Origin of the sequence: Winogradskyella wichelsiae (assembly GCF_013403925.1) — a bacterium.
GTDB classification, from domain to species: domain Bacteria; phylum Bacteroidota; class Bacteroidia; order Flavobacteriales; family Flavobacteriaceae; genus Winogradskyella; species Winogradskyella wichelsiae.
This window is the reverse complement of sequence record NZ_JABFDJ010000002.1, coordinates 615,317-639,065: the sequence shown is the minus strand read 5'-3', so window position 1 is coordinate 639,065 and position 23,749 is coordinate 615,317. Positions and strand designations below refer to the sequence as shown.

Annotated in this window: 22 protein-coding genes and 1 tRNA gene; 15 read left to right on the top strand and 8 right to left on the bottom strand. The window is 33.3% G+C overall.

The genetic code is table 11. The features are described 5' to 3' along the window. Positions 1–61: 61 nt before the first annotated feature. The 4 genes from HM985_RS06425 to rbfA all read right to left on the bottom strand — a co-directional run bounded on the left by HM985_RS06425 (position 62) and on the right by rbfA (position 4,106). A complete protein-coding gene (locus tag HM985_RS06425; protein ID WP_179375451.1) occupies positions 62–1,204 on the bottom strand; it encodes a T9SS type A sorting domain-containing protein in 1,143 nt (380 codons plus the stop codon). Between the two features lie 85 nt (positions 1,205–1,289). Further along, positions 1,290–2,432, bottom strand: coding sequence for a T9SS type A sorting domain-containing protein (locus HM985_RS06420; RefSeq protein ID WP_179375450.1), 1,143 nt, complete (start codon positions 2,430–2,432; stop codon positions 1,290–1,292). A gap of 72 nt (positions 2,433–2,504) precedes the next feature. Beyond that, positions 2,505–3,707: an ABC transporter permease gene (locus HM985_RS06415; RefSeq protein ID WP_179375449.1), complete on the bottom strand. Its 1,203-nt coding sequence runs from the start codon at positions 3,705–3,707 to the stop codon at positions 2,505–2,507. After that, positions 3,708–4,106 carry a 30S ribosome-binding factor RbfA gene (gene rbfA, locus HM985_RS06410; RefSeq protein ID WP_179375448.1) on the bottom strand — a complete coding sequence of 133 codons (399 nt, stop codon included), beginning with the start codon at positions 4,104–4,106 and terminating at the stop codon, positions 3,708–3,710. 117 nt (positions 4,107–4,223) lie between these two features. Here rbfA and mce point away from each other — a divergent pair, with 117 nt between their 5' ends. From mce to HM985_RS06385, 5 genes are all read left to right on the top strand, one after another. Further along, on the top strand, positions 4,224–4,628 hold the full coding sequence (gene mce / locus HM985_RS06405; protein ID WP_179375447.1) for a methylmalonyl-CoA epimerase: 405 nt from the start codon (positions 4,224–4,226) through the stop codon (positions 4,626–4,628). A gap of 75 nt (positions 4,629–4,703) precedes the next feature. Beyond that, positions 4,704–4,777 (top strand) — tRNA-Ile (locus tag HM985_RS06400). A 386-nt stretch (positions 4,778–5,163) separates the two neighbouring features. After that, positions 5,164–5,865, top strand: coding sequence for a response regulator transcription factor (locus HM985_RS06395; protein WP_179375446.1), 702 nt, complete (start codon positions 5,164–5,166; stop codon positions 5,863–5,865). Between the two features lie 6 nt (positions 5,866–5,871). Then, a complete protein-coding gene (locus HM985_RS06390) occupies positions 5,872–7,350 on the top strand; it encodes a sensor histidine kinase (protein WP_179375445.1) in 1,479 nt (492 codons plus the stop codon). 99 nt (positions 7,351–7,449) lie between these two features. Then, positions 7,450–8,814 (top strand): spondin domain-containing protein, encoded by a 1,365-nt coding sequence (locus HM985_RS06385; RefSeq protein WP_179375444.1) that lies wholly within the window; start codon positions 7,450–7,452, stop codon positions 8,812–8,814. A gap of 322 nt (positions 8,815–9,136) precedes the next feature. Here the strand turns inward: HM985_RS06385 and uxaC are convergent, their stop codons facing one another. The 3 genes from uxaC to HM985_RS06370 are packed head-to-tail and all read right to left on the bottom strand — an operon-like array spanning position 9,137 to position 12,591. Beyond that, positions 9,137–10,546, bottom strand: coding sequence for a glucuronate isomerase (gene uxaC / locus HM985_RS06380; protein WP_179375443.1), 1,410 nt, complete (start codon positions 10,544–10,546; stop codon positions 9,137–9,139). An 18-nt stretch (positions 10,547–10,564) separates the two neighbouring features. Beyond that, positions 10,565–11,752, bottom strand: a complete 1,188-nt coding sequence (uxuA, locus tag HM985_RS06375; RefSeq protein ID WP_179375442.1) for a mannonate dehydratase — start codon at positions 11,750–11,752, stop codon at positions 10,565–10,567. A gap of 11 nt (positions 11,753–11,763) precedes the next feature. Further along, positions 11,764–12,591, bottom strand: a complete 828-nt coding sequence (locus tag HM985_RS06370; protein ID WP_179375441.1) for an SDR family oxidoreductase — start codon at positions 12,589–12,591, stop codon at positions 11,764–11,766. 173 nt (positions 12,592–12,764) lie between these two features. Between HM985_RS06370 and HM985_RS06365 the strand changes: the two genes are divergently transcribed. From HM985_RS06365 to HM985_RS06355, 3 genes are all read left to right on the top strand, one after another. Then, on the top strand, positions 12,765–13,847 hold the full coding sequence (locus tag HM985_RS06365) for a substrate-binding domain-containing protein (protein WP_179375440.1): 1,083 nt from the start codon (positions 12,765–12,767) through the stop codon (positions 13,845–13,847). 80 nt (positions 13,848–13,927) lie between these two features. Next, positions 13,928–14,773, top strand: coding sequence for an EcsC family protein (locus tag HM985_RS06360; protein WP_179375439.1), 846 nt, complete (start codon positions 13,928–13,930; stop codon positions 14,771–14,773). 303 nt (positions 14,774–15,076) lie between these two features. Next, positions 15,077–15,277 (top strand): PID-CTERM protein-sorting domain-containing protein, encoded by a 201-nt coding sequence (locus HM985_RS06355; protein WP_179375438.1) that lies wholly within the window; start codon positions 15,077–15,079, stop codon positions 15,275–15,277. Here HM985_RS06355 and HM985_RS06350 read toward each other — a convergent pair. Further along, a complete protein-coding gene (locus HM985_RS06350) occupies positions 15,274–15,864 on the bottom strand; it encodes a riboflavin synthase (protein ID WP_179375437.1) in 591 nt (196 codons plus the stop codon). The two genes, HM985_RS06355 and HM985_RS06350, sit on opposite strands and share 4 nt — an antisense overlap. Before the next feature lie 51 nt (positions 15,865–15,915). Between HM985_RS06350 and pdxA the strand changes: the two genes are divergently transcribed. From pdxA to HM985_RS06315, 7 genes are all read left to right on the top strand, one after another. Continuing rightward, a complete protein-coding gene (gene pdxA, locus HM985_RS06345; RefSeq protein ID WP_179375436.1) occupies positions 15,916–16,956 on the top strand; it encodes a 4-hydroxythreonine-4-phosphate dehydrogenase PdxA in 1,041 nt (346 codons plus the stop codon). 79 nt (positions 16,957–17,035) lie between these two features. Then, positions 17,036–17,575, top strand: coding sequence for a YceD family protein (locus HM985_RS06340; RefSeq protein WP_179375435.1), 540 nt, complete (start codon positions 17,036–17,038; stop codon positions 17,573–17,575). A gap of 8 nt (positions 17,576–17,583) precedes the next feature. After that, positions 17,584–17,787 carry a 50S ribosomal protein L32 gene (gene rpmF / locus HM985_RS06335; protein ID WP_114308164.1) on the top strand — a complete coding sequence of 68 codons (204 nt, stop codon included), beginning with the start codon at positions 17,584–17,586 and terminating at the stop codon, positions 17,785–17,787. A 192-nt stretch (positions 17,788–17,979) separates the two neighbouring features. Next, positions 17,980–18,975, top strand: a complete 996-nt coding sequence (locus HM985_RS06330) for a beta-ketoacyl-ACP synthase III (RefSeq protein ID WP_179375434.1) — start codon at positions 17,980–17,982, stop codon at positions 18,973–18,975. Between the two features lie 32 nt (positions 18,976–19,007). Next, a complete protein-coding gene (accB, locus tag HM985_RS06325; protein ID WP_179375433.1) occupies positions 19,008–19,487 on the top strand; it encodes an acetyl-CoA carboxylase biotin carboxyl carrier protein in 480 nt (159 codons plus the stop codon). 75 nt (positions 19,488–19,562) lie between these two features. Next, positions 19,563–20,915 carry an acetyl-CoA carboxylase biotin carboxylase subunit gene (accC, locus tag HM985_RS06320; protein ID WP_179375432.1) on the top strand — a complete coding sequence of 451 codons (1,353 nt, stop codon included), beginning with the start codon at positions 19,563–19,565 and terminating at the stop codon, positions 20,913–20,915. Positions 20,916–21,042: 127 nt separating this feature from the next. Next, complete coding sequence (locus HM985_RS06315; RefSeq protein WP_179375431.1) at positions 21,043–23,736, top strand: zinc-dependent metalloprotease; 2,694 nt, start codon at positions 21,043–21,045, stop codon at positions 23,734–23,736. Positions 23,737–23,749: the final 13 nt, after the last annotated feature.

Genomic DNA, 23,749 nt, shown 5'->3' with positions numbered 1-23,749 from the left:
ATGGGCGCTATTTGATTAAAACCAAATAGCGCCCAAATAAGTTTATAAAAGAATAAGTTCCCTAATTTTTAATAAACTTGTATAAGTTTTTATCAATTAAAAGCATGTAAACGCCTTTTTTTAGATGACTTACATCTATACTATTATTTCCTATACTTAGTGTCAATGTTTTAATTTTTTGACCTAAAACAGAATAGATATCAATTTGCGAAACAGCATTAATATTGTTTATATTTAAAATACCAGAAGCAGGATTAGGATAAATTACAAAGTTGCTTAATTCGTTATCTGGATCAATAGATAAGGTACTTGCTACAACTTCAAGAACTATATTGTCTGTGTTATAAGTAATAGAGAACTCTTTATCAGTGCCTAGATCAGGATATTCAATATCGCTAAAAGTACCCGTTATAGCGTTGGCTTGTAAAATGGTGTAAGTTGTTCCTATTGCTGGGTCGTAATCTTCTAATAAAGTAACCTCTAATTCACCACCAATAGTTGCTGTTTCATTTACGTTTACTAAGTCAACTTCAGTAATACTTTTAATTTCTGTTGTTAAAGTAGCACTACTAGTTAAGCTTAAGTTAGCATCAAAATTATAAGTTCCAATACTATTACTATTGCTTCCTGGTATTAAATTTTTGGTGTTTACAAAATCTGAAGTATGTATATTATTATTCCCGTATAAACTACTGTTATTTATATAAGTCCCTGTGTTATTTAGAGTTCCATCGTTATAAAATAAAATACTAGTCATTGAAGTTTCATTGTTTAAAACTCCATCAGGATAAATATATGAAAAAGAATTAAGTGTTAGGGTTTCTTTATTTGTGTACTGTCCATATATTCTTAAAAATGAACTAGATAGGTGCGTTCCATTGTTTGTTGCTGTTCCATTAATTGTTAATGTGGATCTATTGTTTAGGTAACCATTAATTACAAGTTCGCCATTAATAGTAAGAGTAGAGCTTGTTTCTAACTCACCATTAATAGTTAGTTTTCCGTTAATAGTTCCGTATAGAATAGAGACCTCACTATCAGTAGATATTATAGCTTCATCGGTCTCACTTATTATTATGCCAGGGTAATTTGGTGACCAATTGGTTTCTTCTGTCCAGTCCCCTATGCCCGTATAGGTATAAATTGTCTGCGCAGAAAGAGATTTAGAGAAAATTAAAATAGTTAAAAGTAATAGTTGTTTCATGCGTCTGATTTTTAAAATTTGGGAATGGGCGCTATTTGATTAAAACCAAATAGCGCCCAAATAAGTTTATAAAAGAATAAGTTCTCTAATTTTTAATAAGCTTGTATAAGTTTTTATCAATTAAAAGCATGTAAACGCCTTTTTTTAGATGACTTATATCTATACTATTATTTCCTATACTTAATGTCAATGTTTTAATTTTTTGACCTAAAACAGAATAGATAGCAATTTGCGAAATAGTATTAGTGTTGTTTATATTTAAAATACCCGAAGTAGGATTAGGGTAAATACTTACACTGCTTAATTCGTTGTCTGAATCAATAGATAATGTGCTATCTACAACTTCAAGAACTATATTGTCTGTGTTATAAGTAATAGAGAACTCTTTATCAGTACCCAAATCAGGATATTCAATATCGCTAAAAGTACCCGTTATAGCGTTGGCTTGTAAAATGGTGTAAGTTGTTCCTATTGCTGGGTCGTAATCTTCTAACAAAGTAACCTCTAATTTACCACCGATAGTTGCTGTTTCATTTACGTTTACTAAGTCAACTTCAGTGGCACTTTCAATTTCTGTTATTAAGATAGAATTATCAGCTAAACTTAAGTTAGCATCAAAATTATAAGTTCCAATAATGTAACTGTTACCCCCAGGTATTAAATTATGAGTGTTTGTAAAATCTGAAATGTGTATATTATTATCTCCAAATAAATTAAGATTATTTGTATATGTCCCTGTGTTATTTAATGTTCCATTATTATATAAATTAAAACTAGTAAGAGCCCCTTCATTATTTAAAACACCATCTGGATAGATATTAGAGATCGATGAGAGTGTCAGAGTACCTTTATTTGTATAAACACCATATATCTTAATAACAGAGTTAGATAGATGTATTCCATTGTTTATGCAAGTGTTATTAATTGTTAATGTAGTTCTGCTATATAAATAACCATTAATTATAAGTTCTCCATTGATAGTCAGAAAATGTTGTGTTTCTAGATTTCCATCAATTGTTAGTTTTCCATTAATAGATGCAGACATTACGACTACCTCGCTATCAGTAGATATTATAACTTCATCATTTTCATTTATTGTTGTACCAGGATAACTAGGTGACCAATTAGTTTCTTCTGTCCAGTCCCCTATGCCCGTATAGGTATAAATTGTCTGCGCAGAAAGAGATTTAGAGAAAATTAAAATAGTTAAAAGTAATAGTTGTTTCATGTGTCTGATTTTTAAAATTTGGGAATTTCTTAATTAAAAATAAGCATATTTATAACGCTATGAAATATTTTTTTAGCTTTTTATTAAACCTTGGGTAATTCTCTGAGAAGCAATTTTAGAGGCTATAATGCCTAAAGCAAAAATCGTTGCCAAAACAATAAGGACATTGAAGAAGTTAATACCAACAGGGTAAGGTAAGTCTGGGGTTAACATTACCAATTCAAAAGATAATTGTAATACTACAACGAGCAATCCAATACTTACACCAATCAGTCCACTAACAACAGTCATCAAACTTCCTTGTAGAAAGAAAATAGACTTAATCGTTTTGGTTTCTGTACCTAAATTAAATAAGGTGTTAAGTGATTTTTTCTTATCAAGAATCATCATAATAATAGCACCAATAACATTAAAAAGGGCAATGATAATTACTAAAGTAAATATGAGATAAACAGCAAGGTTTTCAGTATTCAGCATTTTGAATAAGGCATCGTTTAATTGTGCTCTGTTTTTAATTGCTATTTTATTTCCAAAGGTAGCTTTGAGCTGTGCTCTTATTGCATCTTCTTTAGCATCAGGCTTTAGTTTAATTTCAATAGCGCTGAGTTGGTCATCTTGATAGCTTAGTAATTGCTTAGCAAGCGTAATATCTGAAAAAATGTAGTTATTATTAAGCTTTTCATTAATTTCAAATAAGCCAACATTATTCACATGTACCGAATTGTAATAACCTTTAGCAGAACTCGCTTGGCCTTTACCTGCTTTAGGAACATATAAGGACAACGATTTTCGGAAATCTAAAATACCAAAAGAGAGATTGTTAGAAATTCCCCAACCAGAAACGACCTCATGACTATCTGGTCTAACCCAATTTCCTTTCGTTACCATGGAATCTATGTTAGTAACGTTAAGGTAATTTTTGTCCACTCCTTTTAAGGTGGCAATAAGATTTTTGTTTTCAGATTTTATTATAATCCTTTCTTCAATAATTGTAGAGTAGGCAGCAATACCTTCAATGTTTAAAAGGGAATTGATATCATTTTCTGTCCATTGAAATGATTTACCCTCAGAAGGTAGTACTTTCAAATCAGGATCTACAAATGAAGAAAAATTAAGACTGTAATCTTTTAAGCCCGCAAAGACCGATAACACAATAAATAGTGCTGCTGCTGCAATAATAACGCCACCAGAAGCAATAAACGTCATTATATTTATAGCATTATTACTGCTTTTAGAAAACAGATAACGTTTTGCTATATATAAAGGAAAATTCACTTATTGTTTTTTACGCTTACCTAATAACTCTGGGTTTTCTAACGGATTGTCTTCTCCTTTTAGGGAGCGCTCAATACCATCAATATATTCTAAAGAATCATCGATAAAAAATTCTAATTGAGGCATACGTCTCAATTGGTGACGTGTGCGCTGCGCTAATTCGTGTCTAATAAGTGGTTTATTAGATTTAATTCCTTCTAATAAAGGCTTAGCTTCTTTATTCGGAAAAATACTAAGATATACCTTAGCCACAGAAAGATCTGTAGTAACATTTACTTTACTCACGGAGATAATAACACCTCTTAAACCCCCATCAGAAGCTGCTTTTTGTAAAACCTCTGCTAAATCTTGTTGGAGTATACCCCCTATTTTTTTCTGTCTCTGTGTAAATTCTTCCATAATAATCATTATAACTAATGATTTGCAAAAGTAGAGGTTATTTAAAGATAATCTTATTTTTGAATGTAAATTATTAATACGATTTCTGTTTTAAGCAGAAATTGAAACCTAATTAAGATGAAAAAAATAGAACATATAGGTATTGCGGTAAAAGACATAGATCAGTCAAATGTTCTTTTTGCAGCTTTGTTTGGTGAAGCTCATTATAAAATTGAAGATGTAGAAAGTGAAGGTGTAAAAACCTCATTTTTTAAGTGTGGACCTAATAAAATTGAATTACTGCAGGCAACCACAGAAGACAGTCCGATTGCTAAATTTATAGAGAAAAAAGGGGAGGGCATGCATCATATTGCTTTTGCTGTAGATGATATTGAAGCAGAAATAGAGCGTTTAACAAAAGAAGGGTTTACAATGATTCATAAACAACCAAAACGTGGTGCTGATAATAAATTAATAGCTTTTTTACATCCAAAATCAACCAATGGTGTACTAATTGAACTTTGTCAAGATATAAAGGGATAAAATTTCTTTGTCAGTTTTAAAATATGTAGTAATATTGCACACTGTTTAGTAATAAAGAGATTGACAAATGTCAATGGTCCTATAGCTCAGTTGGTTAGAGCACCTGACTCATAATCAGGTGGTCCATGGTTCGAGTCCATGTGGGACCACAAACAAAAAAAAAGCCTTACAGAGATGTAAGGCTTTTTTTATTTAGACCATAAATCTTTTACGGTAACCTTCCTATTCTTTTCTAGTGAGTTTAGTATCAGTTCTATATTGAAAATGATATGTGTTTTATCAATTCCTTTAAGGTTTTATAGATGTCTTTTTTTGAATGCAGTTAGCTGTAACAGATACAATAAGTTTGTGAAATGTATTCTTATCGTAGATTACAGTTGGTGATTTGGTATTGGATTACTTGAAAGTATCTTCTGTTTCTTTCGTCTATTTAAATATTAACGTGTAATCAAAAAACTTATTGTTTTTAAAATAACATAGTATCGAGACACTTTCATGATACTTTACGATTAGATTGCTCACAAAATATATTAAAATGGTTCAAATTTTAGTTGTTGAAGACGATGTGCATATCGCAGAATTGGTCACTATAAACCTTGAAGACGATCAAACCGCTTTAAAAAGTTGTTATAATGGTAACGAAGGTTTTATTGAAGCTTCTACAAACGCATACGATCTTATTATTTTAGATTTAATGTTACCTGGTAAAAAGGGTTTAGATATTTGCAGAGAGCTAAGAGCATCTAATATTAACACTCCTATTCTCATGCTTACCAGTAAAAGTGATGAAATCGATAAGATTTTAGGACTAGAAACAGGAGCAGATGATTATATCACCAAACCATTTAGCATTCGTGAATTACAAGCGCGTGTAAAAGCGATCATTAGACGCCAAGTTTTAGATACTAAAATTGCTACTTCAGAAGAAGATTTACCTATTTTAATGCGTAAAAACCTTGTTATAAATCAGGAAATGCGTAAAGTAGAACTAGAAGGAGAGCGTCTTAATCTTACTCCAAAAGAATTTGAATTACTTTGTTTATTAGCCAATAATGTGGGTAAGACCTATAGTCGTGCGCAATTGTTGCATCGTATTTGGGGTTATGAATTCGAAGGTTATGAACATACGGTTAATTCTCATATTAACCGTTTACGAGCAAAAATAGAACAAGATCCTGGCAACCCAGAATATATCATTACCACTTGGGGAGTTGGGTACCGATTTTCTGAATCCTAATACATTATGAAAACAAAAAACACCTTATTTTACAAAATTGCTGGTATACTCATCTCATTATTTGTCGTACTTGCCTTTTTAATTACAAGAACATCCACGCAACTTTCAGAAGAATATCATGACGAAATCACACAAGGCTTAAATAAAAATGTGGCAGGATATATCGTTGAAGAAATTCAAGGACTGTACGATGGCGACTCGGTAGTCGGTTCTAAAATGAGCAGTCTAATGCATCATGTTATGGCTACAAATCCGGCAACTGAAGTTTATTTATTAGACTTAGATGGTAACATTCTTAAGCATGTCGCCATGAACAAAGAGGTGAAAGCCACAAGCATTGATTTAAAACCGATAACAGAATTTATTGCCCAAGATGGCGAGGTGTTTATAAAAGGGGATGACCCAAAATTACCGGGAACTAAAAAAATATTTTCAGCAGCTCCCTATTTGTATAATAACGAAAAAGTGGGTTACATTTATACCATTGTAGGTGGTAATGACTACGACTCCCTGATTAAAAAACACGAAGCCAGTTATATTCGTAAATTAAGTATGCGTAATATCTTATATGCGCTATTTGCAGCCCTATTGGTAGCAATACTCTCTATTTATATTATTACAAGAAATTTCAATAAAATTATTGCTGCGTTTACTTCCTTTAAAAATGGTAACCATGATGCTCGCGTAGCTGGTGTTCAGCATGGAGAAATGGGATTGTTGGCTAATACCTATAACGACATGGCCCAAACCATACAAAGTAATATTCAAGATTTACAAAGTGTAGATAACTTACGAAAAGAATTAATCGCGAATATTTCACATGACCTGAGAACACCTATTGCCTCTATTCAAGGTTTTGTGGAAACAATTATGATTAAAGGTGACACTTTAAAGGAAAAGGAAAAAAAGCGTTACATGGAAATTGTGCTTAAAAATTCTGAACGCCTTAAAAAATTGGTTAATGATTTGTTTGAATTAAGTGTTTTAGAAGCCAACCAAAAAGCTGTGCAACCAGAAGCGTTACAAATGGCAGAAATTATTCAAGATATTGCCGATAAATACCGCATCATTGCTAAAGATAAAGGCGTAAGTATTAATACGGTGTATTCTAAAGATTTACCTTTCGTATATGCAGATATCGCCTTAATCGATCGTGCTTTACAAAATATAATTGACAATGCAATTAAACATTGTGAGCAGGGAGATGTAGTAACCTTAGAGCTTTATAGAGTAAATGATCAGGTGATGGTAAAGGTTTCAGATACAGGAAGAGGTATAGAATCTCAAGAGTTACCTTATATTTTTGAACGTTACCGTAAAGGCAAATTTTATTCCGATGCCACAAAAGGTAGCGGACTTGGTTTGGCCATTGTTAAAAAGATTATGGACCTTCATAATTCAACCATAAAAGTAAATAGTATTTTAAATCAGGGTACCGAGTTTTATTTTAACCTGCCAGTGCTTAAAAGAACGGCATCGTTATAAATTTTATATAATAATTTATACTATGGTTATATCGTTGTTATAATTTGGTGATACTCTCGGAGGATATTTGTGGATATATAATCATTAACATATTTACAAATGAAAAATTTTAAATTTATTACACTTTTATCCGTTATTACACTTTTTGCAAGTTGCGATAATGACGACGACAACACTACAGTAGATCCAAGCGAAACAACTAATTTTACAGTAAGTATTGAAAATATTGGTAGCGCCTATAGTTTTATAGATTCTGGATTATTTAATACCCCTGTAGGCGATGCAAACCCTGGCCCAGCAACTCCAGGAAAACGTTACGAGTTTACTGTTAATGCTGGTAGAAGTCAAAAATTATCTTTTGCAACTATGTTAGCCGCAACCAACGATTTATTTTTTGCTCCTGATGGTAATGGAATTGCGTTTTACGATGAGAATGGAGATCCTATTTCGGGAGATGTTACCGATCAAGTCTATTTATGGGATGCCGGAACGGAAGTTAATGAAGAGCCTGCTGTTGGTTCTAATACAGTAGGAATGCAGTCTGGTCCTGATACTGGAGAAGTAGAAAACGGAAACGTATTAAAAATTGCAGACGTAACCAATGGCTTTATGTTTGATTTTCCAGAAGTCAACGAAATAATTTCAGTAACCATTACGCATACAGAAGGTACACTGTTTACCGTTTCTATTGAAGACTTAGCTACAGCAAGTTTAGACACTAGTGCAGGGATGTCTGTTGCTCCTTTATCACCTGGTGTTTATGTGGTTCATGGTGGTGCAAATCCTTTATTTACAGAAGGTGAACCTGATTACGGTCAAGGTGTAGAAGCTATTGCTGAAGATGGAAATGCTGCGCCTTTAGGTGACTACACTGCCGAAAATACGGGAGTTACATTCCCATCGTCTCCTGGAATCTTTGTGGTTCACGACGAGAATACGATGCCGTTGTTTACTTCAGGAAGTACAGATTACGACTTAGGTTTGGAAGCTATCGCAGAAGATGGAAACACAGCTGTTTTGGCCGGAAATTTAAGTGGATTAGAAGGCCAAATTTCGGGGGATGTTTTTAATACTCCATTAGGCAGTAGCGGACCAGGACCTTTATTACCAGGAAATACCTACACCTTTAGTTTTACGGCAGAAGCAGGAAATAGCTTGTCATTCGCAAGTATGTTAGCCGCTACCAACGATGTGTTATTTGCTACGGAAGATACAGGAATTGAATTATTCAGTACAGACGGTACACCTTTAAGTGGAGATATTACGAGTATGGTTTACTTATGGGACGCAGGAACCGAAGTTAACGAACAACCTGCCATCGGTCCAAACACAGTGACTAACCAGTTAGAGGCAGACACAGGAATGGCTGAAACAGAACCTGTTCAATTATTATCGAATGTTAACGATGGCTACGATTACCCAAGTGTTAACACTGTTTTAAAAATTACAATTACTGCAAATTAAGATTATAAATTATTTTATATAATCCGCGTTTCACCTAATGGAGAAACGCGGATTTTTTTTGTGACTTAGGATTCTTATATATGGTTCAATGATGTAACGTCGTTTTTATGGGAAAAGTGGTTATAAAAATCTGAAAGCATTATAATTTAAACACCAAGGCTTCTTTCTAAAACATTAAATTGTTGTTTGTTTTAAATACATAAGGGATGCCAAATACATGATATTCAGGTATAAATTAGATAGGATTGCGGCGCTTACTTTTGTAATAACTCAAGTACTTCTCTTTCAGAAGCGAGTTGGCTATCAGGAAATGTTTTAATATCTAATTTTCAAAATCGAAATAATTAACCGCATTATGATAGCAAATATCTTGAATCATTTTTCCAAGAAATTCAATATCATTTGGTACAAGCCCGTTATTGACATCTTCTGCAATTAAATTACATAGAATTCGTCTAAAATACTCATGTCTCGGGAAGGATAAAAAACTACGACTGTCTGTTACCATACCAATAAACCGACTTAATAAGCCCATGTTTGAAAGTGTGTTTAACTGTTTTTCTATACCATCTTTTTGGTCTAAAAACCACCAGCCAGAACCCCATTGCATTTTTCCAGGAATACCTGCTTCGCTATAATTTCCCATCATGGTTGCAAATACTTCGTTTTGAGATGGGTTTAAATTATAAGTAATGGTTTTTGATAATGAATTTTCAGCATCTAATTGATTAAACAATTTAGAGATGGCTTGTGCCTGATTAAAATCATTAATAGAATCTCCGCCAGCATCTAAACCTATTTGGTCTAATAACTGGCTATTATTGTTTCTTAAGGCGCCTAAATGGAATTGTTGCACCCAGCCTTTTGCATGATACATTTTACACAATTCAAATAAGATACAAGAGGCAAATACATTGGCTTCGTCTTTTGAAATAGCGGTATTTGATAGACGTTTTTGAAAGATAGCATCGGCTTCGGTTTTTGTAAAATCAAAAGCATAAATTTGCTCTAATCCATAATCTGAAAGTCGGCAACCTAACGTGTTAAAAAAGTCAACGCGATGTTGAATAGCCTTTAATAATTCTGATAAGTTTGAAATTGAAAATTCAACTTCAGAAGCTAGTTTTTTAATATAATTGACATAATTACTTGCTTCAATTAAAATTAAGTTATCGGATCTAAATGTGGGTAGAACTTTAGTGAAGAATCCTTTTTTTGCAATTATTGTATGATGTTCCAAATTATCTGATGGGTCATCAGTAGTGCAAATGACTTCAACGTTCATTTGCTCTAATAATTGCGCAGGCGTTTTGGTTTCTAAAATGGTATTTGCTTTCTTATAAATAGCTTCTCCGGTTGCCGGTTGCAAAAGATCATCAATATTAAAATAGCGTTTGAGTTCTAAATGCGTCCAATGAAACAGCGGGTTCCTTAATGTATAAGGAACCGTTTCTGCCCATTTTAAAAATTTTTCTTTTTGCGTTGTTTTATTTCCTGTAATAAAAGTTTCCTCAATGCCATTAGCACGCATACCACGCCATTTGTAATGATCACCATTTAACCAAGCTTCTGTAATATTTTTTATAGGTAGATCTTCTGCAATGATTTGTGGTGACAAATGATTGTGATAATCTATAATCGGTAAATCTTTAGCGTACTGATGATATAGTGTTTCTGCGACTTCAGATTGCAGTAAAAAATTAGCCTTTATAAAAGGTGATTTACTAGTCATTTTGAAAAAAATTCTATGTTATAATGAACGTCTAATACCTAATTCTAAACCACGTAATTCTGCCAAGCCACGTAAGCGTCCAATACCAGAATAACCAGGGTTTGTTTTCTTTTTTAAATCATCTAACATTTTGTGTCCATGATCGGGTCTAAATGGCATTCTAAGATCTGTTCGTCCGGCTTCAATACGTTTTTGTTGCTCTTTAATTAAAGCTTTCATCACGGCATACATATCTACATCGCCATTTAAATGATCTGCTTCATGAAAATTACCTTCAGCATCTCTTTTTGTAGCCCGTAAATGAATAAAATGAATACGATCACCAAGACGTTCTACCATTCCTGCTAAATCATTATCAGCTCTTACACCGAAAGAACCTGTACAGAATGTTAGTCCGTTGTTGTGAGAAGGAACCGCTTTGTATAAATCAACAATATCTTGTTCTGTTGAAACCACTCTTGGTAAACCTAAAATTGGAAAAGGTGGATCATCTGGGTGAATACACATTAAGACTCCAGCTTGTTCTGCTGCGGGAATAATTTCGGATAAAAATGAAAATAAATTTGCTTTTAATTCTTCCGGACCAACATTTTTATAAGTGGCTAAAATGGCATTAAATTCTTCTAAAGTATAACCTTCTTCAGCACCAGGTAAACCCGCTATAATATTTCTAACTAAAGTCTTTTGTTCTTCAGCTGTTGAATTTTTTAAAAACGTTGCTGCTTTTTCTTTTTGAACATCAGAATAGTGGTGTTCTGCCCCTGGTCTTTTTAATAAATACAATTCAAAAGCTGCAAAAGCTGCTGCTTCAAAACGTAATGCGGTTGATCCATCAGAAACTTCATAATCTAAATTGGTACGTGTCCAATCTAAAACAGGCATAAAATTATAACATACGGTATCAATGCCACATTCCCCTAAATTCAATAAGGTTTGTTTGTAATTGTCAATATATAACTGATAATCCCCAAACTTTGTTTTAATGTTTTCGTGGATAGGTACCGATTCTACAACAGACCATGTAAGTCCAATATTTTCTATAACTTCTTTTCTTTTGTTGATTTCTTCAACCGTCCAAACTTCTCCATTTGGAATATGATGTAATGCCGAAACAATTCCTGTTGCTCCTGCTTGTTTTATGTCAGATAAAGAAACAGGGTCATTTGGTCCGTACCAACGCCATGTTTGTTCTAAATTTTGTATCATGTTTTTGTTTTTTAAACGCCACTATAGGCTGAAAATCCACCGTCAATTGGCACTACAACTCCTGTTACAAACTTTGCACCTTCACCACATAACCATAATGTTGTGCCTATTAAATCTTCAGGTTCTCCATAACGACCCATTGGTGTTTGGTCAATAATTTGTTGTCCTCTTTGTGTTAAACTTCCGTCTGTATTTGTTAGTAATGTTCTGTTTTGGTCGGTTAAGAAAAAGCCAGGGGCTAATGCATTAACACGGATTCCTACTTTAGAAAAGTGAACAGCTAGCCATTGTGTAAAGTTAGAGACTGCAGCTTTTGCACCACTATAAGCTGGTATTTTTGTTAAGGGTGTAAACGCATTCATAGAAGAAATATTCAATACAGAACAACCTTCTCTACCTACCATATCTGTTGCAAATACTTGTGTAGGAATTAAAGTTCCTAAGAAATTAAGGTTGAATGTAAACTCAATGCCTTTTGGATCTAAATCGAAAAAAGTTTTAAAACCTTCTGTTTTATTTGCTAAATCTTCTAATTCTAAAAAGGGATTAGAAGTTGTTCCTAAAGGGTGATTTCCACCTGCTCCATTTAATAAGATATCAACTTTTCCAAAAATATCATTTACAGTTTTCTTGGCTGCTATTAAAGTGTCTTTCTCCAAAACATTTGCAGTAACTCCAATAGCTGTTCCGCCGTTAGAATTAATTTCATCTGCTACTTTGTCCGCAGCCTCTTTTCTTAAATCTAAAACAGCAATTTTATTTCCTTGTTTTGCAAGTGCTATAGCTAAAGTGCTACATAACACACCGCCTGCTCCTGTTAATACGATTACTTTATTCATAATTAAGTCTTTTCTTTTAATTATTTTTCCGTGTACGCACACACAAATATAACAATCGCTTTTTGTGTGCGCACACAAAATTGTGGTTATTTTTAGTAAATTGCCCTAGTTTATAAGCTATATATTTAATACATAAGTTTGTGTTGTATATATTGAGGTAGATACATTTTAATATGATTACAATTAAGGATATAGCGAAAGCAGCGAATGTTTCTGAAGGAACTGTGGATCGCGTTATACATAACAGAATTGGTGTTTCGAAAAAGACAGAGGCTAAGGTTAAGAAGGTTCTTGAGCGTCATAATTTTAAAGTGAATCCTGTTGCAAGTGCGCTAGCCTTGAAAAAGAAGCATCAAATTTCAGTGCTTATACCTGAGCATGATGATTCTGATTTGTTTTGGAAATCTCCATACTTGGGCGTTCTGAAGGCTGCTGAGGATGTTAAGAATTTTGGTGTTCAGGTAAGTAGTTTTAAGTTTAATCAATCTGATCCCATTTCGTATTTAAAGGCTTTTAAAGCTTTATTAGAAACAAAACCAACGGCTGTGATTATGGTGCCTAATTTTTCTAATGAAACCAAGCAAATTATAAATCGATTAGAAGCGCTTAATATTCCATATTTATTTTTAAATATTGACATAGAGGGCTTTAATAATATGGGCTATGTAGGGCAAGATTCTTGTACTGCGGGCTATATTGCTGGGAAATTGCTGCATTTTAATAATTTACAACCGTGTGAGTTTTTAATTATTCAATCGAGCCACGATATAACTAAAAACAATGCGATATCTAATAGAGTTAAAGGGTTTAAGGATTATTTTTTTAAAAATGAAATTAATTCAACTCCGAAAACTTTAAAAATTGAAGATATCAATAACGTGCTAGAGACAAAGGAAATCATTAATTTATATTTACAAACACATCCTGAAATTAAAGGAGTATTTGTGCCATCGAGTAGAATTTATAAAGTTGTAGATTGTATTGACAATAATCGGTTACAAGATTTAAAGCTTATAGGATTTGATAATACACCTCAAAATACAGAGTGCTTATTAAATGATTCGGTTTCGTTTTTAATATCTCAAAAACCATTTGATCAAGGCTATAAATCTGTCAGACTTTTAACGGATTATTTAATGCAAAATAAAATGCCAAAGCATAAAATTTACCTTCCTATAGATATTCTCATAAAAGAAAATGTAAAATACAATGGACGTGATGAGTTTATATCTGATAAGAATAATACTGTTAAATAACTTTTATTCTACAGGATTAGATGGATATTTTTGTAACAATGACATAGATTAAACGACCAATTCTATAAAATAAATAATATTTGAGCCTTACAACAAACTCCATAACACTAGAAGATAAGAGAATTTTATTAGATGCGAAGTCTACGATGCAGAATTTAGGCTGGGCTATACGTAATATTAATAAAATAGGTAATACCGTTGAAACTGGAATTAGTTACGTACCAGAAAAAGTATTAATTAAAGTACAGAAAATCACAGAAAAAGTTTTGCTAAAAGTTATTAAGGCTAATTTATTGACGATAAAAAAGAATCAAACCTTTAAGAAGCCTTCAAAAAACACGTACAAAAGTATTGTTACAGGAACAGGTGCTTTAAGTGGTTTTTTTGGGTCGTCTACAGGTTTAGGGACTGCTATTTTTGCTTCAGAAGTAACGTTAACTACTAAATTTTTAATGCGAACAATTATGGATATAGCTCGCAGTGAAGGTGAGGATATTTATACACTGGAAGGTCAAATGGCATGTTTGCAAGTTTTTGCTCTTGGTGGAGATGCTGTAGATGATGATGGAATGGAAACGAGCTATTACACAACACGTATGGCATTAAATTCAGCCTTAAACAATTTGTCATCAGCGAGTATAAAAATGAGCTTAGATAGTTTAGTAAAAGGGGCAAGTACTTTGGGATCTAATGCAATTGGTAATTTTTTATCTAAAATTGCTACGAGATTAAGTCTATTAATTAGTGAGAAATTTTTAGCACAAGTCGTACCTGTTGTTGGTGCAATTGGAGGTGGAGGATTAAATTATGTTTTTGTAGATCATTTTCAGAAAATGGCAACGGCTCATTTTGTTATAAAACGTTTAGAGCGAAAATATGGAGAAGCTGAGGTCAAATTAGCTTATGACAACTTAAATATTACGTGAGTCCTTGGTGCAAATTATAATCTAGAAGCACATAGTTAATTATTATACACGAACTCTTTTTATTATTGTAGTGAAGAGAATGGGAGACATACTGATGTTTTGATTTGAACGTTTAAGTGTCTAGGTTAAGAAGTCTTAATATTATTATTAGGTTAAATACAAATATAGAAGTCATCATTTTCTCTTATTTAACGCACTTTTTAACGTTTAATCGGCGAAATTTGTATTTCGTAGATGTTCTAAATAGCGTTAAATTTTGTTTAGTCGTTTTTTTTTATACTTTTACGCCATATTTAATATAGAATGCAGAAGAAAAACATACTTGCCTCAACCTTTATTTTTTTTGTAGGTTTTATAGCGTTAGCTCAAGGTGTGGATGTGCCTCCTCCGGCTCCACCACCACCACCAGGTCTTCCTATAGATGGTGGTATTGTACTTTTGTTTTCATTAGCCTTAGGTTATGGTATTTATAAGTCTTTAAAAACACCTAAACGACCAGTCTAATTTCTTAAATCATTTAATCGCTTTACATATTTTCCAATCACGTCAAATTCTAAATTTATAGTATCTCCAATTGCGAGATTTTTAAATGTGGTATGTTCGTACGTGTACGGTATAATAGCGACGGAAAAACGATTTAGCATAGAGTTAACAACTGTTAAGCTCACACCATTTACAGTTATAGAACCCTTTTCAATTGTAATATTATTTAAGTTTTTATCATATTCAAAGGTAAAAACCCAGCTGCCATTTTTTTCTAAAACCTCTATACATTTGGCTGTTTGGTCTACATGCCCTTGTACAATATGGCCATCTAATCGATCCCCTAACTTCATGGCGCGTTCAATATTTACTGAATCGTTTACATTTAATAAACCTAAATTAGTTTTGTCTAAAGTTTCTTGAATAGCTGTAACGGTATAAGTGCTTTCCTTTATTCCAACAACAGTTAAACATACCCCATTATGTGCAACACTCTGATCAATTTTTAATTCATTTGTTATAGCGGTATGCATTGTAATATGAAGATTTCCGCCTTCTTTTTCTAATTTTTCAATTTTCCCTAGATCTTCTATAATACCTGTGAACATAATTTGTACTTTATTTAGTTAAATTTGCAGTTACAAAGTTAAAGACAAAAAATGAAAAAAGACGAAAAGATAGTTGTAGGGATTTCAATTGGTGATCTCAATGGTATTGGTGCAGAAATAGTCATTAAAACATATGAAGACCCGAGGTCTTTAGAATTAAATACACCTGTGATTTTTGCTTCAACTAAGACTATGCAGTTTTTTAAGACTCATTTTAATAGTAAAATTAATTTTTTCAGTATTGATTCGCCAGAAAAAATAGTTCACGGTAAGGTGAATGTGGTTAATGTTTGGAATGAACCTGTGAAAATTCAATTTGGCACAGAAGATAAAAAAATAGGTGAATATGCCATAAAATCGCTTGAAGCTGCAACGAATGCTCTAAAGGAAGGAACGATAGATGTATTGGTAACTGCACCTATTAATAAGCACAATATTCAATCAGAAACATTTAATTTTCCTGGTCACACAGATTATTTAGCCAAAGCTTTAAATGGAAAAAGTTTAATGTTTATGGTCTCAGATGAATTAAGAGTCGGACTTTTAACCGATCATGTTCCTTTAAAAGACGCTAGTGAAACCATAACAGAAGATCTTATAAAGGAAAAAATAGGAACAGTAACGAAATCACTTAAACAAGACTTCGGAATTAGAAAACCAAAAATTGCCGTATTAGCCATTAATCCTCATGCAGGAGATAATGGAGTCATTGGTAATGAGGATGATGTTGTTTTAAAGCCTGCTTTAGAAAAAATCAAGAAAGATGGTAGTCTTGTTTACGGACCTTACTCAGCAGACAGTTTTTTTGGATCTAACACTTATCGTAATTTTGATGCCATTATAGCATCGTATCACGATCAAGGTTTAATACCTTTCAAAACTATTGCCTTTGGCAAAGGAGTTAATTATACTGCAGGCTTAGATAAAGTAAGAACCTCTCCAGATCACGGTACAGCTTATGAAATTGCAGGAAAAGGCATCGCCGACGAAAGCTCTATGAAATTGGCTATTGTCACAGCAGTAGAGATCTTTAGAAAAAGAGAAGAGTACAATATTTATAATGAAAACCCGTTAAAAAGACTATCTAGATAGTTATAAACAAAATTTGTTGATATCTAGGCTTTAAGTTAATAAAAATTTATATATTTGCACGCTCAAATTGAATGTGATAATGAAGGCATTAAAATCTTATACTATCCCTTTTGTAGGATTAAAAATAGGAGAGCACCATTTTGATTATCAAATTGATAACACGTTCTTTGAGCATTTTGAATATGATGAATTTAACGCAGTAGACGTAGTAATTGATCTCAAATTTGACAAGAAATCAACTTTTTTTGAGTTGTATTTTTCGGCAAAAGGGTCAATAAATCTAAATTGTGATATTACGAATGAACCATATGATCAAGCTATTAACGATAATTTTAAATTAGTCGTAAAGTTTGGTGATGAGTACAATGATGAGAATGAAGACATTCTAATTGTTGCACATGGTGAGTATGAAATTAATATAGCTCAATATATATATGAGTTAATTATTTTAGCGGTTCCTATAAAAAGAGTCCATCCAGGTATAGAAGACGGTACATTACAGTCCGATATACTTTCAAAATTAGAAGAATTGAGTCCAAGTGAGGATCAAAAAGCAAAATCATCAGAGGATATTGATCCTCGTTGGGATAATTTAAAAAAACTATTAACGGATAAATAACATTTAAAATGGCACATCCAAAGCGTAAAATTTCGAAAACAAGAAGAGATAAAAGAAGAACACATTACAAAGCTTCTGTACCTCAAATAGCAACTTGCCCAACAACTGGTGAGCCACATTTATACCATAGAGCTCATTGGCATGATGGTAAATTATATTACAGAGGTCAAGTTCTTATTGACAACTCTGTTGAAGAAGAAAATGTAGCATAAGTACTATGCATGCATACAAGAAAACGCTCCTTTGTGAGCGTTTTTTTTGTTATTATTTTTTCAATACAGCAAAAACCATTTACTTTGCGTTCCTATTTACGTTTGTCAAATTTGTCAAAACCAAGGAAAGTTGAATAAACCGTACCTGATTTTGTCAATTTTTCATACTTTTAATTAATCTAAAAGCTAATAATGAGTAAAATCACAGCGGCAATTACAGCTGTCGGAGGCTATGTTCCTGAGTATGTTTTAACTAACAAAATACTAGAAACAATGGTTGAGACCAATGACGAATGGATTACCTCGAGGACAGGTATAAAGGAGCGAAGAATTCTAAAAGAAGAAGGAAAAGGAACATCATTCCTAGCCATAAAAGCAGCTGAAGATCTTATTCAGAAAAAAGGCTTAGATCCAAAGGAGATCGAATTGGTGATTGTCTGTACAGCATCACCAGACATGAAAGCCGCTTCAACAGCTGCCTATACAGCCACACAAATTGGAGCCGTAAATGCATTTTCTTTCGATTTAGAAGCAGCATGTTCTAGTTTCCTATTCGGAATGTCTACTGCAGCAGCTTACATAGAAGCTGGTCGTTATAAAAAAATTCTTTTAATAGGAGCAGATAAAAACTCTTCATTTATTAATTATAAAGACAGAGCAACTTGCATCATATTTGGTGATGGAGCTGGAGCTGTACTTTTTGAACCAAATGAAGAAGGTTTAGGATTACAAGATGAGTTATTAAGAAGTGATGGAGAAGGAAGAGACTTTTTACAAGCTACTTATGGTGGATCTTCTTACCCTATAACTAAAGAAACTTTCGACGAAGGAAAACATTATGTATTCCAAGACGGGAAAACCGTATTTAAAAATGCGGTATTTAATATGGCAGATGTAGCTGAAAAGATTATGAAAAGAAATAGTCTAACTAACGATGACATTTCTTGGCTTGCAGCACACCAAGCTAATAAGCGCATTATAGATGCTACAGCTAACAGAATAAATCTAGACGCAGACAAAGTTCTGATGAATATAGAGAAGTACGGTAACACTACTTCTGCAACATTACCTTTATTACTATTTGATTTCGAGTCACAACTTAAAAAAGGTGACAAAATAATATTTGCTGCCTTTGGTGGTGGATTTACTTGGGGTTCAATTTATTTTAAATGGGCCTATAACTCCTAACGAAAAACTAACTAACAAAATATCTTAATATTATGGATATAAAAGAAATTCAAAACTTAATAAAATTTGTAGCTAAATCTGGTGCAAGTGAAGTTAAGTTAGAAATGGACGATATTAAAATTACTATTAGAACAGGTTCTGAAAACGAGACTACAATAGTACAACAAGTCCCAATGCATACAGCAGCTATGCCACAGCAACAAATGCCAATGCAAACTGCGGTACCAACAGCAGAAGCGGCGCCTGTAGCAGCATCGACTGAAGATTCAAAATATATTACTATAAAATCACCAATTATTGGTACGTTTTATCGTAAGCCATCTCCAGACAAACCTGTCTTTGTTGAAGTAGGTACGGATATAAAAGAAGGTGATGTACTTTGTGTTATTGAGGCAATGAAGTTGTTCAATGAGATTGAATCAGAAATTTCTGGTAAAATTGTGAAAGTATTAGTAGATGACTCTTCACCTGTAGAATTTGATCAACCATTATTTTTAGTTGATCCTTCATAACCAAATTTAAAATTCCAAAACAAGATTCCTTTAAACTAGGGATTTGGAATTTGAAATTTTAAATATTAGAAAGTTATGTTTAAAAAAATATTAATTGCCAATAGAGGTGAGATAGCACTAAGAGTTATCAGAACCTGTAAAGAAATGGGCATTAAAACTGTGGCAGTATACTCTACTGTAGATGCAGATAGTTTGCCTGTTAAGTTTGCAGACGAAGCCGTTTGTATAGGACCGCCACCTAGTAGTGAGTCTTATCTTAAGATGTCTAATATTATTGCAGCAGCAGAAATTACAAATGCAGATGCCATTCACCCAGGTTATGGTTTTTTGTCTGAAAATGCTAAATTTTCAAAAATTTGTGAAGAGCATGGTATAAAATTCATCGGTGCATCAGAAGAGATGATTAACCGAATGGGAGATAAAGCCAATGCTAAAGCTACAATGAAAGCTGCTGGTGTACCATGTGTACCAGGTAGTGAAGGAATCATTGAAACTTTTGAAGAATGTGTAAAAGTAGCTAAACAGACAGGTTACCCTGTAATGCTTAAAGCTTCTGCAGGTGGTGGTGGAAAAGGTATGCGTGCCGTTTGGAAACCAGAAGATCTAGAGAATGCTTGGGAATCCGCACGTTCAGAATCTAAAGCTGCTTTCGGAAATGATGATATGTATATGGAGAAGCTTATTGAAGAGCCTCGCCACATAGAAATACAAATTGTTGGTGATGCTAACGGTAAAGCATGTCACTTATCAGAACGAGATTGTTCTATTCAGAGACGTCACCAAAAACTAACAGAAGAAGTGCCTTCTCCATTTATGACTGATAAATTGAGAAATAAAATGGGTAAAGCTGCTGTTAAAGCTGCAGAGTTTATTAAGTATGAAGGTGCAGGAACAGTTGAATTTTTAGTAGATAAACATAGAAACTTCTACTTCATGGAAATGAATACACGTATTCAGGTAGAGCATCCAATAACAGAACAAGTTATTGATTTTGATCTTATCCGTGAGCAAATATTAGTAGCAGCAGGTGTGCCAATTTCTGGTAAAAACTATACGCCAAACTTGCACTCTATAGAATGTAGAATTAATGCTGAAGATCCATTTAATGATTTTAGACCTTCACCAGGAAGGATAACTACATTACATGCACCAGGCGGACATGGAGTGCGTTTAGATACTCATGTTTATGCAGGTTATACTATTCCACCTAATTATGATTCTATGATTGCAAAGTTGATAACAACAGCTCAAACAAGAGAAGAGGCTATCAATAAAATGAAGCGTGCATTAGACGAGTTTGTAATAGAGGGGATTAAAACAACAATACCTTTCCACAGGCAACTGATGGATCATCCAGATTACTTAGCGGGTAATTACACCACCAAGTTTATGGAAGACTTTGTATTAGAAAAAGAGATTGAAGAATAAATTAAAACCCAAACGTAAAAGTTTGGGTTTTTTTGTTTTAAAAGGTATTAGGAATACGTGGGATTTATGGGTAAGTGAACATTTTAATATAATTAACGTAACTTTATGAACTATTAAAAAATAATATATGCTTAAAAACTACGCTTTAAAAATTAGCACTGTTATCATTGTGCTTATTTCAATATCCGCTCAAGGTCAAAATTCAACTCAATTATGGACGAGTGTAAATGCTGAAAAAGCAAAACAGTCTCAACAGGTCGTAAGGAAAATAGAACTTCAGAAAGAAAAATTTTTTCATCTAAATCTTGAAAATCTAAGAAATACATTAGCTCAGGTAGGAAATAGAGAGAATATCGGTAATACAATTATTTCTTTTCCAAACTCAGAAGGTAAGCTTAGTAAATTTAAAGTGTTTGAAGCTTCCGTTATGGAGTCAGAGCTTCAGGCTAAGTATCCTGATATGCGAAGCTACGCTGGTCAAGGTGTAGATAACCCAACAGAGATTATTAGGTTTAGTATAACTTCAAAAGGATTTCATGCTATGTTTTTGGGAACATCTAATGGCACACAATTCATTGATCCATTTACTAAAGTAGGAGATATCTATACGGTTTATTCTAAAAAGGATTTGATGGAAAAAAATTCTGAATTTGAATGTGGGGTTATAGACAATGATTCACTTTTAGATACAACTAGTTTTGAGACACCGTCAGCAAGAAACGCTAACGATGGTACTCTAAGAAATTACCGTATAGCTGTTGCTTGTACTGGCGAATATACGCAGTTTCATGGTGGTACAGTGGCAGATGCTATGGCTGCAATTGTTGTAACATTAACTAGAGTTAATAGTGTTTTTGAGCGCGACTTATCAATTACTTTAACCTTGATTGATAATAATGAAGCGATAATATACACAGACGGTGATACAGATGATTTTAATAATGACAATGAGAGTATCTTAATAGGTCAAAGTCAATCTATTATTAATGCTGCTATCACATCTGGGGGTTATGATATAGGGCATACGTTTAGTACTGGAGCAGGTGGATTAGCGAGTCTTGGAGTAACGTGTAATAATAATTTTAAAGCAAGAGGGGTTACTGGAATTTCTCAACCTGTAGGTGATGCTTTTGATATCGATTTTGTTGCACATGAATTAGGACATCAATTTGGTGCGCCTCATACTTTTAATGGAACCATTGGTAGTTGTTCCGGAGGAAACCGCTCTGGAGCAAATGCCTATGAGCCAGGTAGTGGTTCAACAATTATGGCTTATGCAGGTATTTGTGGATCTGATAATGTACAAAATAATAGTGATGCTTATTTTCACCAAGGTAGTATTAATCGAATTTGGTCTCATGTTACTAGTACAGGTTCTTGTCCTGTAAATAGAACATCTACAGGTAATACAGAGCCAGTTGCAAATGCAGGAGCCAACTATACAATACCTCAAGGAACACCTTATAAGTTAGATGGAAGTAATTCTACTGATGTAGATGGTACAGAGACTCTAACTTATACTTGGGAACAATACGATTTGGGTTCAGCCGGCTTACCAACAGAAACAATTACTACAGGACCTTTAGTTAGATCTTTTGAAGGTACTGAAAACTCAACAAGATATGTGCCACAACTTTCGGATGTATTAACTAATGGAGGTACTTCTACAACATGGGAGAAATTATCTAGCGTAAATAGAAGTATCGATTTTATGTTAACCGTTAGGGATAATGACGCTAGAGGAGGCCAGACCGACTCAGATGAAATGACTATTACTAATGTTGCTGCAGCCGGTCCGTTTATAGTTACGTCTCAAAATACATCTGGTCAGACCTGGAGTGTAGGTAGTACGCAAACAGTAACATGGGATGTTGCTGGTACGACAGCAAACGGTGTAAATGAAGCTAATGTTAATATTTTATTAGCAACAGATGGAGAAAACTTTGATACCATTTTGGCTTCTAATGTAGCAAATAATGGTTCTTACGATATTGTAGTACCTAACGTTTCTTCTGTTAATTGCAGAATTATGGTAGAAGCAGCAAATGGAATATTTTTTAATTTAAATACTGAAAACATTTCAATTGGAGCAAGTTTAGATTGTACAACTTATAGTGCAAACAATGTTAATGAAGCTATTGCAGATGGTACAGGTACAACATCTGGTGTAAACGGAGTACCTTTAGAAAACGTAATCAACGTTCCTGATAACTTCACAATAGAATCACTTAAGCTTAACGTAGATATCGATCATACTTACGTAGGTGATTTATTAGTAAGACTAATACATCCAAACGGTACTACAGAGGTTGATGTATGGATTGGAAACTGTAGCAGTTCAGACAATATTAATATTCAGTTTGACGATGAAGCAGCTGATATAGACTGTGATTTTACAGGAGTAGGAAATGCATATAGCCCGTCTGAGCCATTATCTGAGTTTAGTGGTTTAAACTCCCAAGGAGATTGGAGCATCTTAATAGCCGATTTCTTTTCAGGAGATACAGGGGTGTTAAATAGTTGGTCAGTAGAATTTTGTAATACAACAAATTTATCTTTACAAGATAATGAGTTAGAAGCTTTAAGTATTTATCCTAATCCAAATAATGGCGAATTTAATATCAAGTTTAATCCTAGGTCTAGTGAAAATATTGCTATTGATGTCTATGATATAAGAGGTCGTTCTATTTACAATCAGAAATTTAATAATATAGGAAGCTTTAATAAAACTATTCAACTTAACAACGCACAATCGGGTGTCTATTTATTAACTATTATAGATGGTTCACAAAAAGTAACTAAGAAAATTATAGTTGATTAAAAATTAAATTATA